Source organism: Sphingopyxis sp., from assembly GCF_035686825.1.
Taxonomy (GTDB): Bacteria; Pseudomonadota; Alphaproteobacteria; order Sphingomonadales; family Sphingomonadaceae; genus Sphingopyxis.
The window spans coordinates 242,088-255,585 of sequence record NZ_DASRYZ010000005.1 but is presented as its reverse complement, the minus strand read 5'-3'; the positions used below and the strand labels follow the sequence as shown (position 1 = coordinate 255,585).

17 protein-coding genes are annotated in these 13,498 nt (G+C 66.2%); 5 read left to right on the top strand and 12 right to left on the bottom strand.

From position 1 onward, the window contains the following. Window positions 1-26 precede the first annotated feature (26 nt). The 5 genes from VFG17_RS12280 to VFG17_RS12260 all read right to left on the bottom strand — a co-directional run bounded on the left by VFG17_RS12280 (window position 27) and on the right by VFG17_RS12260 (window position 4,035). Window positions 27-1,307: a serine hydrolase domain-containing protein gene (locus tag VFG17_RS12280; RefSeq protein ID WP_325029760.1), complete on the bottom strand. Its 1,281-nt coding sequence runs from the start codon at window positions 1,305-1,307 to the stop codon at window positions 27-29. A 78-nt stretch (window positions 1,308-1,385) separates the two neighbouring features. Next, window positions 1,386-1,835 (bottom strand): hypothetical protein, encoded by a 450-nt coding sequence (locus tag VFG17_RS12275; RefSeq protein ID WP_325029759.1) that lies wholly within the window; start codon window positions 1,833-1,835, stop codon window positions 1,386-1,388. Continuing rightward, window positions 1,828-2,463 carry a CoA transferase subunit B gene (locus tag VFG17_RS12270; protein WP_325029758.1) on the bottom strand — a complete coding sequence of 212 codons (636 nt, stop codon included), beginning with the start codon at window positions 2,461-2,463 and terminating at the stop codon, window positions 1,828-1,830. Before VFG17_RS12270 ends, VFG17_RS12275 begins: the two co-directional genes overlap by 8 nt. Window position 2,464: 1 nt before the next feature. Continuing rightward, window positions 2,465-3,325, bottom strand: coding sequence for an HAD family acid phosphatase (locus tag VFG17_RS12265; protein ID WP_325029757.1), 861 nt, complete (start codon window positions 3,323-3,325; stop codon window positions 2,465-2,467). Continuing rightward, a complete protein-coding gene (locus VFG17_RS12260) occupies window positions 3,325-4,035 on the bottom strand; it encodes a CoA transferase subunit A (RefSeq protein ID WP_325029756.1) in 711 nt (236 codons plus the stop codon). Before VFG17_RS12260 ends, VFG17_RS12265 begins: the two co-directional genes overlap by 1 nt. Window positions 4,036-4,126: 91 nt before the next feature. On the opposite strand from VFG17_RS12260, the gene VFG17_RS12255 reads away from it, so the two are divergent. Further along, window positions 4,127-5,020 carry a LysR family transcriptional regulator gene (locus tag VFG17_RS12255; RefSeq protein WP_325029755.1) on the top strand — a complete coding sequence of 298 codons (894 nt, stop codon included), beginning with the start codon at window positions 4,127-4,129 and terminating at the stop codon, window positions 5,018-5,020. Here the strand turns inward: VFG17_RS12255 and VFG17_RS12250 are convergent. Genes VFG17_RS12250 through VFG17_RS12240 form a run of 3 tightly spaced genes read right to left on the bottom strand, consistent with a single transcriptional unit; the run spans window position 5,012 to window position 7,262 of the window. Beyond that, window positions 5,012-5,662, bottom strand: a complete 651-nt coding sequence (locus VFG17_RS12250) for an HAD-IA family hydrolase (protein WP_325029754.1) — start codon at window positions 5,660-5,662, stop codon at window positions 5,012-5,014. The genes VFG17_RS12255 and VFG17_RS12250 overlap by 9 nt on opposite strands. Before the next feature lie 55 nt (window positions 5,663-5,717). Next, a complete protein-coding gene (locus VFG17_RS12245; RefSeq protein ID WP_325029753.1) occupies window positions 5,718-6,107 on the bottom strand; it encodes a hypothetical protein in 390 nt (129 codons plus the stop codon). A 48-nt stretch (window positions 6,108-6,155) separates the two neighbouring features. Continuing rightward, window positions 6,156-7,262: a DUF2855 family protein gene (locus tag VFG17_RS12240; RefSeq protein ID WP_325029752.1), complete on the bottom strand. Its 1,107-nt coding sequence runs from the start codon at window positions 7,260-7,262 to the stop codon at window positions 6,156-6,158. A 56-nt stretch (window positions 7,263-7,318) separates the two neighbouring features. Here VFG17_RS12240 and VFG17_RS12235 point away from each other — a divergent pair, with 56 nt between their 5' ends. Beyond that, window positions 7,319-7,702 carry a DUF488 domain-containing protein gene (locus tag VFG17_RS12235; protein WP_325029751.1) on the top strand — a complete coding sequence of 128 codons (384 nt, stop codon included), beginning with the start codon at window positions 7,319-7,321 and terminating at the stop codon, window positions 7,700-7,702. 118 nt (window positions 7,703-7,820) lie between these two features. Here the strand turns inward: VFG17_RS12235 and VFG17_RS12230 are convergent, their stop codons facing one another. After that, a complete protein-coding gene (locus VFG17_RS12230; protein ID WP_325029750.1) occupies window positions 7,821-8,510 on the bottom strand; it encodes a VIT family protein in 690 nt (229 codons plus the stop codon). Window positions 8,511-8,517: 7 nt separating this feature from the next. Continuing rightward, a complete protein-coding gene (locus VFG17_RS12225) occupies window positions 8,518-9,438 on the bottom strand; it encodes an SMP-30/gluconolactonase/LRE family protein (RefSeq protein ID WP_325029749.1) in 921 nt (306 codons plus the stop codon). A gap of 159 nt (window positions 9,439-9,597) precedes the next feature. On the opposite strand from VFG17_RS12225, the gene VFG17_RS12220 reads away from it, so the two are divergent. Both VFG17_RS12220 and VFG17_RS12215 read left to right on the top strand, forming a co-directional pair. Continuing rightward, window positions 9,598-10,197, top strand: coding sequence for a TIGR02466 family protein (locus tag VFG17_RS12220; RefSeq protein ID WP_325029748.1), 600 nt, complete (start codon window positions 9,598-9,600; stop codon window positions 10,195-10,197). Between the two features lie 49 nt (window positions 10,198-10,246). Continuing rightward, complete coding sequence (locus VFG17_RS12215; RefSeq protein WP_325029747.1) at window positions 10,247-11,680, top strand: NAD-dependent succinate-semialdehyde dehydrogenase; 1,434 nt, start codon at window positions 10,247-10,249, stop codon at window positions 11,678-11,680. Window positions 11,681-11,764: 84 nt separating this feature from the next. Here the strand turns inward: VFG17_RS12215 and VFG17_RS12210 are convergent, their stop codons facing one another. Both VFG17_RS12210 and VFG17_RS12205 read right to left on the bottom strand, forming a co-directional pair. Continuing rightward, window positions 11,765-12,526: an SDR family oxidoreductase gene (locus tag VFG17_RS12210; protein WP_325029746.1), complete on the bottom strand. Its 762-nt coding sequence runs from the start codon at window positions 12,524-12,526 to the stop codon at window positions 11,765-11,767. After that, on the bottom strand, window positions 12,523-12,894 hold the full coding sequence (locus VFG17_RS12205) for a dihydroneopterin aldolase (RefSeq protein ID WP_325029745.1): 372 nt from the start codon (window positions 12,892-12,894) through the stop codon (window positions 12,523-12,525). The genes VFG17_RS12210 and VFG17_RS12205 overlap by 4 nt, the downstream gene beginning before the upstream one ends. 90 nt (window positions 12,895-12,984) lie before the next feature. Between VFG17_RS12205 and VFG17_RS12200 the strand changes: the two genes are divergently transcribed. Further along, window positions 12,985-13,488: a GNAT family N-acetyltransferase gene (locus tag VFG17_RS12200; protein WP_325029744.1), complete on the top strand. Its 504-nt coding sequence runs from the start codon at window positions 12,985-12,987 to the stop codon at window positions 13,486-13,488. The last annotated feature ends 10 nt before the right edge of the window (window positions 13,489-13,498 follow it).

The window sequence follows — 13,498 nt, the reverse complement described above, 5'->3', positions numbered from 1 at the left end:
GGCGATGGACACCGGAGCAAGGAACCTTATCCCTTAGGGGGCTCGACGATCGCTTTGACTGCGGTCCGTGTGCTCGTCACCGGGGGCAGTTCGCCAAGGTCGAGCCAGCCCGCGTCTTCGCGCTGGTGATAGCTGTCGATCGCCGCGAAGGGGATGCGGAAGGGAAATCCCCAATCGCTGTTCCACATCGCGACGACGCCCGTGCGCGTCGCCGGTTCGAAAATCATCGTCGCGCGATATCCCTCGACCGCTCCCGAATGGCCTTCGAGCCGGCGTCCGGCATAGGTGAAGCTCCGCCAGCCGAGGCCATAGGATGCGTCGCTAGTGGCCTGACGCAGGGGGCCGCCATAGAGCCGCCCCGTGCCGACGCGCGGGCGATGGGCAAGCTGCAGCGCAGGCGCCGGCAAGACATCGGGGCGGCTGCCCATCATCGCCTGCATCCATGTCGCAAAATCGACGATATCGCTTTCGACGCCCGCGGCCGCGGGGACGCGCCAATAGGCCTCCTTGATCGGATGGACATGCGCGCCGCGGTGCGGTTTGGCCCAATCCTTGGCGCCCGTCAGCCGCGCCATCCCGTACCCCGCGCTGATCATGCCGAGCGGACGAAAAAACCGGTTCTCGACCACATCGGCGAAAATCTCGTTCGCGGCCTCGCCCAATATCTCGCTCGCCGCGTCGAAGGCGACATTCTGATAGGTATAGCAGGTGCCGGGTTCGCATTGCAGCGGCGCGGTGGCCAGGCTCGCGCGCAGCAGGGCGGGATCGCGCCCTTCCTCCAGCTTCTCGTCATAGGCATGCCGGGTCAGGCCGGTGCGCTGCGCTAGCAGGTCGTCGAGTGTTAGGCGCGCTTCGGCGCCCCCGGGCAGGCGCAGCGACGTGCGCCAGGCGGCGATCGGGCGGTCGAGATCGACGGTGCCGTCGGCGGCGAGCGCGCCCGCCAGCGCGCCCGCTGCGGTTTTCGAAACCGAGGCCCAGCGGAACAGCGTATGCGGCGTCACCGGCGCGCCGGTCGCGGCGTCGGCGACGCCATAGCTGCGCACGAAGCTGAGTTTGCCGTCTTCGACCACCGCCACCGCCAGCCCCGCCATTTCGGGCCGCTGCGCCAGGTCGGCGAGCTGCCGGTCGAGCGCGGGATAGTCGATCCGGCCGCGCCATTCGGCGGGCGTGTCGGGCAGATTGTCGACGGCCTTGATCGGGATCGGGACGCTGGCAAGGGGTTCGCTGCCGCCCAAGGCATATATGCCGAACCAGCCGGCCGATCCCAGCGCGGCGACAGCGATCAAAATAGTTAAAACGCGCTTCATGGACTCGAGACTGGATTGCGACCTTTATCTGGCCGCTGTCATAGCCGCGACTTGCGCCGCCGTCACCCCCGGCACGATTCAGGGGGCCAGATGGCGCCAAGCCTTGTATGTCCCGACCGCATAAAGAGTGCCATAGGCGAGGACGATCAGCGACGACCAGATCGCGAAACTGTCGCTGTGCTGCGGCCGCCAGAAATGAAGCGGCACGAACAGAAGCGCGCGCAGCAGATAGATCGCGGTGATGACGACCAGCCCCGTTCGCAGCAGCGGCAGGCGCGGAAGCGAGCCGGCTCCCGAAAAAGCATAGGCAGCCCAGACCAGCAGGATCGCACCGATCGCGAGCGTGATCAGCGTCGGCCTGAGGTCGCCGCGCGCCGCGGCGCGTGCCATGCCTTCGCCGGCGCCGAAGAAGCGATACCAGTCGGGTCCGCCAAAGATGCAGGCGATATGGAGTAGCGCGGCCAGAACCGACAGCCACCCGCCGACGATCAGCCAGGTGGAGCCGGGATTGGCCGCAACGTCAGGCAAGGTAATGCGCCGTCGTCTTTTCGGCGACTTCCTCGGCCGTCACCCCCGGCGCGAGTTCGATCAGCCGGAACGGGCTCGCATGATCGTCGCGCTTGAATACCGCAAGGTCGGTGATGATCATGTCGATGACATTCTTGCCGGTCAGTGGCAGCGTGCATGCGGGGATGAACTTCGGGCTGCCGTCCTTGGCGTTGTGCTCCATCACCACGATGATCTTCTTGACCCCGGCGACGAGGTCCATCGCGCCGCCCATGCCCTTGATCATCTTGCCCGGAATCATCCAGTTCGCGATGTCGCCATTCTCGGCAATTTCCATCGCGCCCAAGACGGTGAGGTCGATATGCCCGCCGCGAATCATCGCGAAGCTGTCGGACGAGCTGAAATAGGCCGATTGCGGCAGCTCGCTGATCGTCTGCTTGCCCGCGTTGATCAGGTCGGGATCCTCCTCGCCCTCATAGGGAAAGGGCCCGATGCCGAGCATGCCGTTCTCGCTCTGGAGCGTTACCGTCATCCCCGCGGGGATATGGTTCGCGACAAGCGTCGGGATGCCGATGCCGAGATTGACGTAATAGCCGTCCTGCAGTTCCTTCGCGGCGCGCGCCGCCATATCATCACGCGTCCAAGCCATGTCAGTTAGGCTCCCATTGCTTGTCGGAGGGGAAGGCGTCGTCCCAGCCCAGCTTTTCCCACGGGCCGTAGACGGGGTTGGGGAAAAGGAACCAGCCCTTGTCCCATAGATTGGCGGCGGCGGCGCTCGTGGCGAGCGCCATGCGCTGCGCGGCGGGCAGGTCCTTGACGTTGAACTGCTGGCTGAAATCGCCGAGCTGGTCGCCGCCCAATATGATCACGCAATATTTCGAAGCGATCGTCGCGCGGCGTCCGTCCTTGCTCGACCCGCCGGAATCGTCGCCCATCAGGAAGAGCGTCTCGCCATGCTTGAACGCGCCAAGTCCCGCGGCGCGGAGCGCATCCTCGCTGCCCTTGGCATTGGCGGCGCTGCGGTTGGTGTTGGCGATCACGGTGATCCCCGCGGCGCGCAACTTGTTCACCATCTCGACGCTGCCGGGCATCGCGATCGCCTTGCCCGCGCCGGTCTTTTCCCACTGATCCCAGACCTTGAGATCGAAGCCGGTGCCCTTTTCGGCGAAATGCCGCATCGGGCCGAGGTTCCAGATCAAGGTCTCGTCGGCGTCGAACACCGCCGCGAAGGGCTTGTTCCCGCACGGCTCGAACGAGGGCGCATCCATCGTCGCGCCCGGCGCGAGGACGACGCTGTCCTTGGGCCGCTGCTTGATCCGCCATATGCCGTAGTCGGCAATGCGCGCATTGGTCGCGCGCACCGCAACCGCCGCCTCGGGCGAGCCGTAGAGATATTGCAGCGCGACTGGCGGCTTGTCGGCTTCGGCCGGTGACGGCGCCGTCGCCACTTCTGCCGGCGTGCTCGCGCAGCCCGCCAGCAGCAACGCCGCCGTGACGGCGAAGCTGCGCATCACGCAGCCTCGCGCGGGCGCGTCGTGCGGAATTCGATCTTTTTGTCGTAGGGCGCGCCGAGGACGAGGCGCTTCACATAGATGCCGGGGAGGTGGATCGCGTCGGGGTCGAGGCTGCCTACTGGCACGATTTCCTCGACCTCGGCGACGCAGATCTTCGCGGCGGTCGCCATCGGCTGGTTGAAGTTGCGCGCGGTCTTGCGGAAGATGAGGTTGCCGCTTTCGTCGGCCTTCCACCCCTTGATGATCGCGAGGTCGGCGAAGATACCGCGTTCGAGGATATAATCCTGCCCGTCGAAATTCTTCACTTCCTTGCCCTCGGCGACGAGCGTGCCGACGCCGGTTTTGGTATAGAAGCCGGGGATGCCCGCGCCGCCGGCGCGGCAGCGTTCGGCGAGCGTGCCCTGCGGACAGAATTCGACCTCGAGTTCACCCGCCAGATATTGGCGTTCAAATTCCTTGTTCTCGCCGACGTAGGAGGAGATCATCTTCCTGACCTGCTTGGTGCGGAGCAGCTTGCCGAGCCCTTCGCCGTCGATCCCGGCGTTGTTGCTGGCGATCGTCAGCTCCTTCGTGCCGGCGTCGCGGATCGCGTCGATCAGCCGCTCGGGGATGCCGCACAGGCCGAAGCCGCCCGCGCAAATCTGCATGCCGTCGAAGAGGAGGCCGTCGAGCGCGGCTGCTGCGTCGGGATATTGCTTGTTCGCCATGAAGGGGCCTCCTTGCCGGGATGTCGGGGGCGACCTTGGCGCATTTGATCCATCAATTCTAATTGTTCGATTTTTGGATTATACATAGACAATGTCTATCAATCGCGTTTCGCTCTACCATCTCGAAACCCTGCTCTGGATCGACCGGCTCGGCACCTTCTCGGCCGCGGCCGAGCGGCTCAACACGACGCAGCCCACGGTGTCGGCGCGGATGCGCGAACTCGAACAAAGGCTCGGCACAGCACTCTTCCGCCGCGAAGGCCGCGCGATGTCGCTCACCGCGGCGGGGCGCAAGCTGGTGCGCGACTGCGATCCCTTGCTCCGCGACATGCAATATGCGCTGCTCGGCAGCGGCGGCTATGGCGAAGCGAGCGGCGTCGTGCGCATCGGCGCGGGCGAGATCGCGGCGGCGAGCTGCCTTCCCGCCTTCGTCGCGGGATTAAAGGCCGACATGCCCCACGTCGGACTCGAGATCGAAATCGACCTCACCGCGAACCTGATCCAGCAGCTTCTGACTGGGCGCACCGACATGGCCTTCGCCGCGGGGCCGATCGCACACCCGGCATTGAAGACCAGCCCGATCGGCGAGGTCGAACTGGTCTGGCTCGCGAGCCCCGCGGTCGCATCGGCCTTCGCGGGCGGCGAGGCGATGCTCCCCGTCTGGTCGCTCGCCAGCCATTCGCCGATCCACGGCCGGATGCGCGAGGCGATCGCGGCGTCGCGCATCGCGCAGAAATCGCTCAACCTATGCAACAATGCGCGGACGATGATCGACATCGCCAAGGCGGGCGGCGGCATCGGTATCTTTCCGCAGCCGATGGTGCGCGGCGAAGTGGCAAGCGGCGCACTCGCCCCGATCGACGCCATGCCTGCGCTCGCCCCGGTTGAGTTCCACGTCGCGATGCGCGTCGCCGACACCGAGCCGGTGCTGACGCAAATCTTCGCGCGCGCGGCGAAGCTCAACCTCGCCGAAGCGTCAGACTAGCTCGATCCCCAGCGCCGCCGACAGGTCGGCGAGCGCCTGTTCGCCGCTCGTCACCTTGATCGCATGCATGCCGAGTTGGCTCGCGGGTTTGCAGTTGATGCCGAGGTCGTCGAGGTAGATGCAGTTCGCGGGCCGAGCGCCCAGCTTTTCGCACATCATCTCGTAAATTCGCGGGTCGGGCTTGCGCACGCCGACCTTGCTCGATTCGATCACATGGTCGAAGCGTGCCATGATCGCCGCGACCTCGGCGGCGAGGTCTTCGCTCCGCGCCATCCCCGCGCCTTTGCCGCTGGGAACATTATTGGTGATACACGCGATCCCGAAGCCACCGGCCTTCAGCGTATCGAGCGCCGCGACCATCGCGGGGCGCACCGCCCCCGCCAGCACCGCGAGCACCGCTTCGCCCTCCAGATCGTGCCCGAGCGCCTTCGCCTCGGCCGCGAACAGCGCATCGAACGCCGCCGCGTCGATTTCGGCGCGCTCGAACTTCGCCCAGGCATTGGTGTCGGGATCGGCGGCGTTGACGCGGCGCACAAAGTCGCGCGGCAGCCCGCGCTCCTCTTCGAGCCGGTTGAAGGCTTCGAAGGGCGAGGCGGTGATGACGCCGCCGAAATCGAAGATGACGTGGGTGTATTTGGGCATGGCGCGGCTAGAGCGCAGATTGACGTTAACGTCAACCTGCGCCGCGCGGGCGCCGCTATTTCACACGCGCACCCGACCAGCTCGCATCGTCGATGGTGAGATCGAGCCGGTCGGGCGAGCGCACGGTATCGAGCAGGAACACCGACGGTCCGCTCGCGGCAAGAATCGCGTCCATCGCCTTTTCGAGCGGGATCGTCACCGTCGGGATGCGCGGATAGTCGGATTTCACCTCGACCTTGTTCGGGCCGGTGCGCGTGACGGTGATCGTGACGTCGCCGCGCGACGATCCGCGCGCGTCGGAGATGACGTCGCCTTTGTAAGTGCCGGCGACGCGGTCGGCGAGGTCGGCCTTGCGCGCGGGCGCGGCCTTGGGCGTTTCGGCAAGCGCCGGTCCCGCGGGCAGTAGCAGCGCGAGCGAGGCGGCGAAGGCAAAGATAGGACGCATGGCTTATCCCTTCCGGCGGCTAGGAAAGGAACTGCTCCCGCGCGACCCTCATGGAACGACGACGATCCCCTTTTTGGGATCGGCTTGTCCCGAGAGCATCTCCCGATAGGCGGCGAGCGCCGCGTCGCCGCCGCTGCGTTTATCGACCGAAGTCAGCCGCGGCGCAACGTCCATGAAGGCGAGCCAGGCTTCGGCGATCTTCTGCCCGAACGCCGCGCCGCCCCAATCGGCGATGCGTTTCTGGCTGCGTCCTGGCGCGAAAAAGCCCTGCCGCTCGGGACCGGGCAGGCCTTCGACGTCGGCCTGGGCGTCCCAATGCGACTTGCCGACGACGATCGAGGCCTTGAGATTATTCCCGAAATGGCTGTGCACCACGCGCGTTACCGCGCCATTGCCCGCCATGTCGACCAGTGCGGCGGGGGTTGCGGCACTGAGCGTCATGATCTGGTCATAGCTGATCACCCGGTCGTAGATGCCTTGCGCGGCGAGCGTGTCGACATTGGCCGCGCTGGTCAGGCCGACCGTTTCGGGGCGAGGCTCCGGGCGCTGTTTAAGCGTGAAGCCGAGCCCGATCGCGGTCTTGCTCGACGCGCTCGCGATCAGAATCTGGCTCGCGCCGTAATCGCTCTCATCCTCGAACTGGTCGGCGATCAGCCAGCCGGTCAGGAACAGCGGGCGGAACACCGGCCAATGATCATGATCGGCGGCGCGATAGCCCTCCAGCGCCTCGATCCGCTGATAATTGTTATAAATCGGGGGCAGGGTTGTGCGCCGCGGCGTCACATCGGTGAAGCCGCCCGGCCCCGCCTTTCCGACGTTCAGCACGGCATCGCTTGCCATCGGATAATAGCCATAGAAGCGGTCGCCGACTGCGACCCCTTCGGCATGGCTTTCGGTCACCGTCGCAAAGCCCCAGACGGGCAGGCGGCCGGGCGCGTCCCGCTCGGCGAAGAAATCCCAATAGCCCTGGTCGTTCCCGAACAGGCCCGCGGGTTTGCCGAACACCGCGTAAGTGATGTTGTTCGCGGTCATCGCATAGCTTTCGAGATGCACGCGCACCTGTCCGGGCGCGAGCGGTGCATCCTGATCGTCGACCAAAATAGCTTGCGTGATATCGTCGCGATCGATGTCGATCGCCCAGCTCTTTGCGCTCATTCCGGACCCCTCCGATTGGCTTGCCCGCGGGCGCGGGATGGCCGATAGTCATACAGATGGCGCCGCCCCTGACAATCGCGGTCAAACGCATCTACGAACCGGCCGGTCCCGAGGACGGCGCGCGTTTCCTCGTCGACCGGCTATGGCCGCGCGGGGTGTCGAAGGAAAAGGCGGCGCTCACCGCGTGGCTGAAACCGCTGTCGCCGAGCGACGCGATGCGCGAGGAATTCCATCACGCCGCCGCCCATTCGGACGCGGCGTGGTCCGCCTTCCGTAAGGAATATTTCGCGGCGCTCGACGCGGGCGGCGACGAGATTGCGGCCGCGCTCGCCGAACTCGATGCGGCGCTGAAGGCGGGGCCCGTGACCCTGCTCTACGCCGCGAAGGACGAGGAACGGAACAACGCCGTCGCGCTCCGCGAATGGCTGGGTCGGCGCTAGCTTGAAAAGCTCCCGTGTCCCCGCGAAGGCGGGGACCCATCTCCCGCCGGTTCAAAATGGCGACGACCGGAGATGGGCCCCTGCCTCCGCAGGGGCACAGGGAAATCATGCAATGATCTCAGCCCACCGCCGTTCCCAGTAGCGACCCGATCGCGATCGTCGCGGCCATGGCGAAGGCGCCCCAGAAGGTCACGCGCACGACCGGGCGCAGCATCGGCGCATTGCCCGCCCGCGCCCCGAGCGCGCCGAGGATGGCGAGAAAGACGAGCGACGCCGCCGAGACGGTGAAGGGCAAGGTGTCGCCCCGATCGATCAGCACCGTCGCGAGCGGAAGCGCCGCGCCGATCGCGAAGCTCGCCGCCGAAGCCGCCGCCGCCTGCACCGGCCGCGCCGCCATCGCGTCGGTCATCCCGAGCTCGTCGCGCAGATGCGTGTCGAGCGCATTATGCGCGGTGAGCTGCTCCGCGACCTCTTCGGCGAGCGCGCGGTCGAGCCCGCGCTCCTGATAGATTTGGGTCAATTCCTCGAGTTCGAACTCGGGATCGGCGGCGAGGTGGCGTTTCTCCAGCTCGACATCGGCCTTTTCGGCATCGCCCTGCGAGCTTACCGAGACATATTCGCCCGCCGCCATCGACATCGCGCCCGCGACGAGCCCCGCGCTGCCGGTGATCAGGATCGATGCCTCCGACGCGCCGGCGGCCGCGACTCCCGCGATCAGGCTCGCGGTCGATACGATCCCGTCGTTGGCGCCGAGGATCGCGGCGCGCAGCCAGCCGATCCGCGTGACGGCATGGGTTTCCTCGTGCATCGCAGCCTCAATATTGCAGTTGCAGCCCCGGCCTAGCCCAGCGCGTCTTCACGAGCCGGCCCGTCCCCGACAGGGTGATGTAGGCATCCTGCCGGTCGGGCCCGCCGAAGGCGATGTTGGTCGTGAAGATATCGTCGGTCGCGACAAATTCAACGAGCGCGCCATCGGGACCGACGACCGAAATCCCGCACTCGCCGATCGTCGCGACGCAGATATTGCCGTTCGCCTCCATCGCGAGACTGTCGAAGAATTTATAGCCCGCGGGGCGATAGAGCGGGATGCCGGGTCCGCCCGGACCCGCGGCATCGTCGACCTTGCCGGGGGCGACGATGTTGAACTGGGTCAGGCGGCAGGTGTAGGTTTCGGCGGCGTAAAGCTTGGTGCCGTCGGGCGAGAGGCCGATGCCGTTCGGGTTATAGCTCGGGAAGATCACTTCCTCGACGAAGCTTCCGTCGGCCTTGGCGTAGAAGATGCCGACGATGTCGTGGCAACGCGCGGCATAATCGACCTTGCCGTGATCGGTGAACCAGAAGCCGCCGTGCGCATCGAACATCAGGTCGTTCGGGCCGCGCAAGGTGACGCCATGGTCGCCCGACTTGTAAAGGATTTCGACCGCGCCGGTCTCGATATCGATGCGTTCGATCCGCCCGCCCGAATAATCGTCGGCGATGCCGTGCGGTGCCAGATAGCCGTTCGATTCGACATAGTTGAACCCGCCGTTGTTGCAGCAATAAAGCTTGCCGTCGGGGCCGATCGCGAGGCCGTTGGGGCCGCCGCCGGGGGTCGCGATGACCTCTTTCTTTCCGCCGGGCCAGCAGCGCGTGATGCGCTTCGCCTCGATCTCGACGACGATGACGCTGCCGTCGTCCATCACGACCGGCGCCTCGGGAAAGCGCAATCCGTCGGCGATCAGTTCAAACTCGGCCATCCCCATCTCCCTGGTTGTTGTGCATTTCTATCTCGTCACCCCGGACTTGATCCGGGGTCCCGCTTGTCACCGTTGCTGAGCGGGACCCCGGATCAAGTCCGGGGTGACGATGGCGGTGTATTCCTTGCTCTTGCGCTTATCCTATGCTTTGCGCGCATCATGCCCGTTCGCACGCTCTTCGCCACCAATTTCTACGAGGCCGACATCGGCACGCCCGAACTGCTCGAAGAGCTGGAGGAAAGCTGCCGCCTGTTCGCCGAAGAGGATGGCGCGGGAAAGGCGTGGAGCCGCGAGCATGGCTATAAGGGCTATACGAGCTATGCGAGCCTCGGCGACCTGCCCGAGCGCGACCCGGCATTTTATGACCTGAAGAAGCTGCTCGACAAGCAAGTGAAGGCCTTCGCCAAGGCGTGCCATTTCGACCTCGCCAAGCCGCTCAAACTCGACAGCCTGTGGGTCAATATATTGAAACCCGGCGGCACGCACAGCGGGCATATCCACCCGCATAGCATCGTGTCGGGCACCTTCTACGTCGCGGTTCCGCCGGGATCGGGCGCGCTCAAGCTCGAGGATCCGCGCCTGCCGATGCTGATGGCCGCGCCGGGGCGCACCGACGATGCGCCCGAGCATCTTTTGCCCTTCATCTACGCCGAGCCCGCCGCGGGCCGCGTCTTCCTGTGGGAAAGCTGGTTGCGGCACGAGGTGATGCCGCATTCGGGCAAGGGCGAGCGGATCAGCATCAGCTTTAACTATCGCTGAGCCAGTCCTATATCGCCGCCATCCCCTATTCCTTGGCAAAGGACCTCTCATGACCGCGACCTACGACGCCGACCTCCAGCTCTTCATCAACGGTGCCTGGCGGAGTGGTGAGGGGCGCGACGAGCGGCCGGTTTATAACCCTGCAACAGCGGGCACGATTGCCGAACTACCCGTCGCGACCGCGGCCGATCTCGACGAGGCGCTCGCCGCCGCCGACCGCGGCTGGCCCGTCTGGCGCGCGAAGACCCCTGACGAACGCGCCGCGCTGATGCACAAGGCCGCGGGGCTGATCCGCGAACGCGTCGAGCATATCGCGACGCTGCTGACGCTCGAACAGGGCAAGCCGATCGGCGAGGCGCGCGGCGAGGTGCTTTCGGCGGCGGGGCTGTTCGACTATTTCGCCGAGCAGGGCAAACGCATCGAGGGCCGCGTGCTCCAGCGCCCGCTCGGCCAGCGCGCGATGGTCACCAAACATCCCGTCGGCCCCGTCGCGGGCTTCAGCCCGTGGAACTTCCCGGTCAATCTGATGGTCAAGAAGATCGCCCCCGCGCTCGCCGCGGGCTGCGTCGTGATCGCCAAGGCGCCCGAGGAAACCCCCGGCTGCACCAGCGCGGTGATGCGCTGCATCGCCGATGCGGGCATCCCAGGCGACGCCGTGCAGCTCGTCTATGGCGACCCCGACATGATTAGCCGGCACCTGCTCGCAAGCCCGGTGATCCGCAAGGTGAGCTTCACCGGCTCGACCGCGGTCGGCAAGCATTTGATGAAACTCGCCGCCGACGGCGTGAAGCGCATCACGATGGAACTCGGCGGCCACGCCCCGGTGCTTATCTTCGACGATTGCGATCTCGAAACGACGCTCGACCGGGTCGTGTGGCAGAAGTTCCGCAACGCCGGGCAGGTCTGCATCTCGCCGACGCGCTTCTATGTCCAGCAGGGCATCTACGACGCCTTCGTTAAAGGCTTCGCCGAACGCACCGCCAAGGTGAAGATCGGCAGCGGCCTCGACGCCGACACGCAGATGGGCCCGCTCGCCAACGCGCGCCGCATCCCCGCATTGGAGGCCTTGGTCGCCGATGCCAAGGCCAAGGGCGCGCGCGTGATCGCGGGCGGCGAGGCGACCGGCGACGGCTATTTCTTCCAGCCGACCGCGATCGCCGACGTGCCGGTCGAGGCCGACGCGATGGTGAACGAGCCCTTCGGCCCGATGGCGCTGATCCGTCCCTTCGGCACCGAAGAGGAGGCGCTCGAACAGGCGAACCGGCTGCCCTATGGCCTCGCGGCCTTCGCCTTCACCGAGAATGGCCGTCGCATCAACCGCATCGTCGATAGCATCGAAAGCGGCATGGTCGGGGTGAACAGCTTCGTCATCTCGGCGCTCGACACGCCGTTCGGCGGGATCAAGGAATCGGGTTTCGGCAGCGAAAGCGGGCCCGAGGGGCTCGACGGCTATCTCGTCACCAAGGCGGTGCATATTTATTGATAGACCGTCGCCCCCGCGAAGGCGGGGGCCGCTGGAGAGATAGCGCTAGGCCGATGGCGGCCCCCGCCTTCGCGGGGGCGACGGTCAGTCCTTTTCCAATTGTACGAAATCGCGGCCCATCGGCGCGAGGTGGGCGCCGCCGTCGACGAAGATCGTCTGGCCCGTCACCGCTTCGGCGCGCGCCAGATAGACGACGGCGTCGGCGATCTGCGCCGGCGTCGGCAGCGCGCCCAGCGGCATGCGCTTCGCCAGCCGCTCGACCTGCGCGGCCGAATAATCGTCGGTCGCCATCGTCAGCCCGGGCGCCACGGCGTTGACGCGCGCACGGTCCCCGAACGCGACCGCCAGCGTCGCCGTCGCCTGCCACAGCGCCGATTTCGACAGGCTGTACGCGATCTGGTCGGGCACCGGATGGACGACGCGCTGATCGACGATATTGACGATCGCGGGACGCCGGTCCTCGCTCGCGGCGACGAGCGCCTTTGCGAGCATCACCGGCGCCGACAGGTTGACCTGCATCATTTCGGCGATTGCGGCGGCCGAAAGATCGGTCCATTCGCCCTCGGCGAACAGCGCGGCATTGTTGACGAGCAGGTCGGGCGCGCGGCCGAATTTTTCGATCACCGCGGGGATCAGCGCATCGACTTCGGTCGGATCCGCCAAGTCGGCGGCGAAGCGGTGGCTGCGCGCCCCCGTCTCGGCGAGCGCCTCCGCCAGCACCGGATCGGCGTCACCCGGACTGCGCTTGTGGATCGCCAGCGCATAGCCTTCGCGCGCGAGCCGCGCCGAAATCGCGGCGCCGACGCGGTGGAGCCCACCCGTGACGAGCGCCAGCTTCTGCGTCACTTGCGAACGCGCCGCATCGTGATGCCGATCTCTTCGCCTTCCTCGGCGATCGCGAGCTTGACGATCTTCACCTCGACCTCCTCGACCTTCTCGTCCTGCAGGAACAACGTATCGATGATATGGTCGGCGACGCTTTCGATCAGCACGAAATGGACGTCCTTGGGGATGCCCTCGGTCGCCGCGAATTTCAGGTGCATGTAATTTTTCGAGCGGCTGAGCGGCGTCGTCGGCTCGTAATGATCGGCCATCGCCAGCTTCGCGCGCACCGATATGCGCAGCGGCTGGGGCAGGTGCGTCTCTTCGGAATAAATGCCGGTGAGCACGTCGACGGTCAGCCCGGTCACTTCCAGCCACAATGTATTGGTCACAAGAAAATCCTGTCGAACGGGCGCGACATTCGGCTTTCCATTGCCGTGGCCTCACCCTAAAGCGCCGCCGCATTAGCGAAAGGGTGTGCGTTGGTCGAGTTACTTCCATTGTCCGATATCGAGCCGCAGGCGGTCGAGGCTCTCCTCGACGCCGCTTTCGGAACGGATCGCTTTGGACGAACCGCCTACCGCATCCGCGAAGGCGTGGATGCGGTGTCGGCGCTCAGCTTCGCGCTCATCGAGGACGGCGCGCTGGTCGGCACGATCCAGTGCTGGCCGGTCGCCCACCGTGCCGCCGATGGCACGGTGACGCCGCTCGTCATGGTCGGACCGGTCGCGATCCGTCCCGACGTCCAGCGCGGCGGGCACGGCCGCGCGCTGATGGCGCATATGCTGGCAGCCGCGGAGGCGAAGGCCGACGGCGCGCTGATGATGATCGGCGACCCCGAATATTATAGCCGCTTCTTCGGCTTCGACGCCGCCGCGACGGGGGCCTGGGACTTGCCCGGCCCCTTCGAGCGCCGCCGCCTGCTCGCGCGGGCGGTCAACGGGCACGATCTGCCGCGCGGAGCGGGGATGATCGGGCCGCGCTGATCCCGCGGGG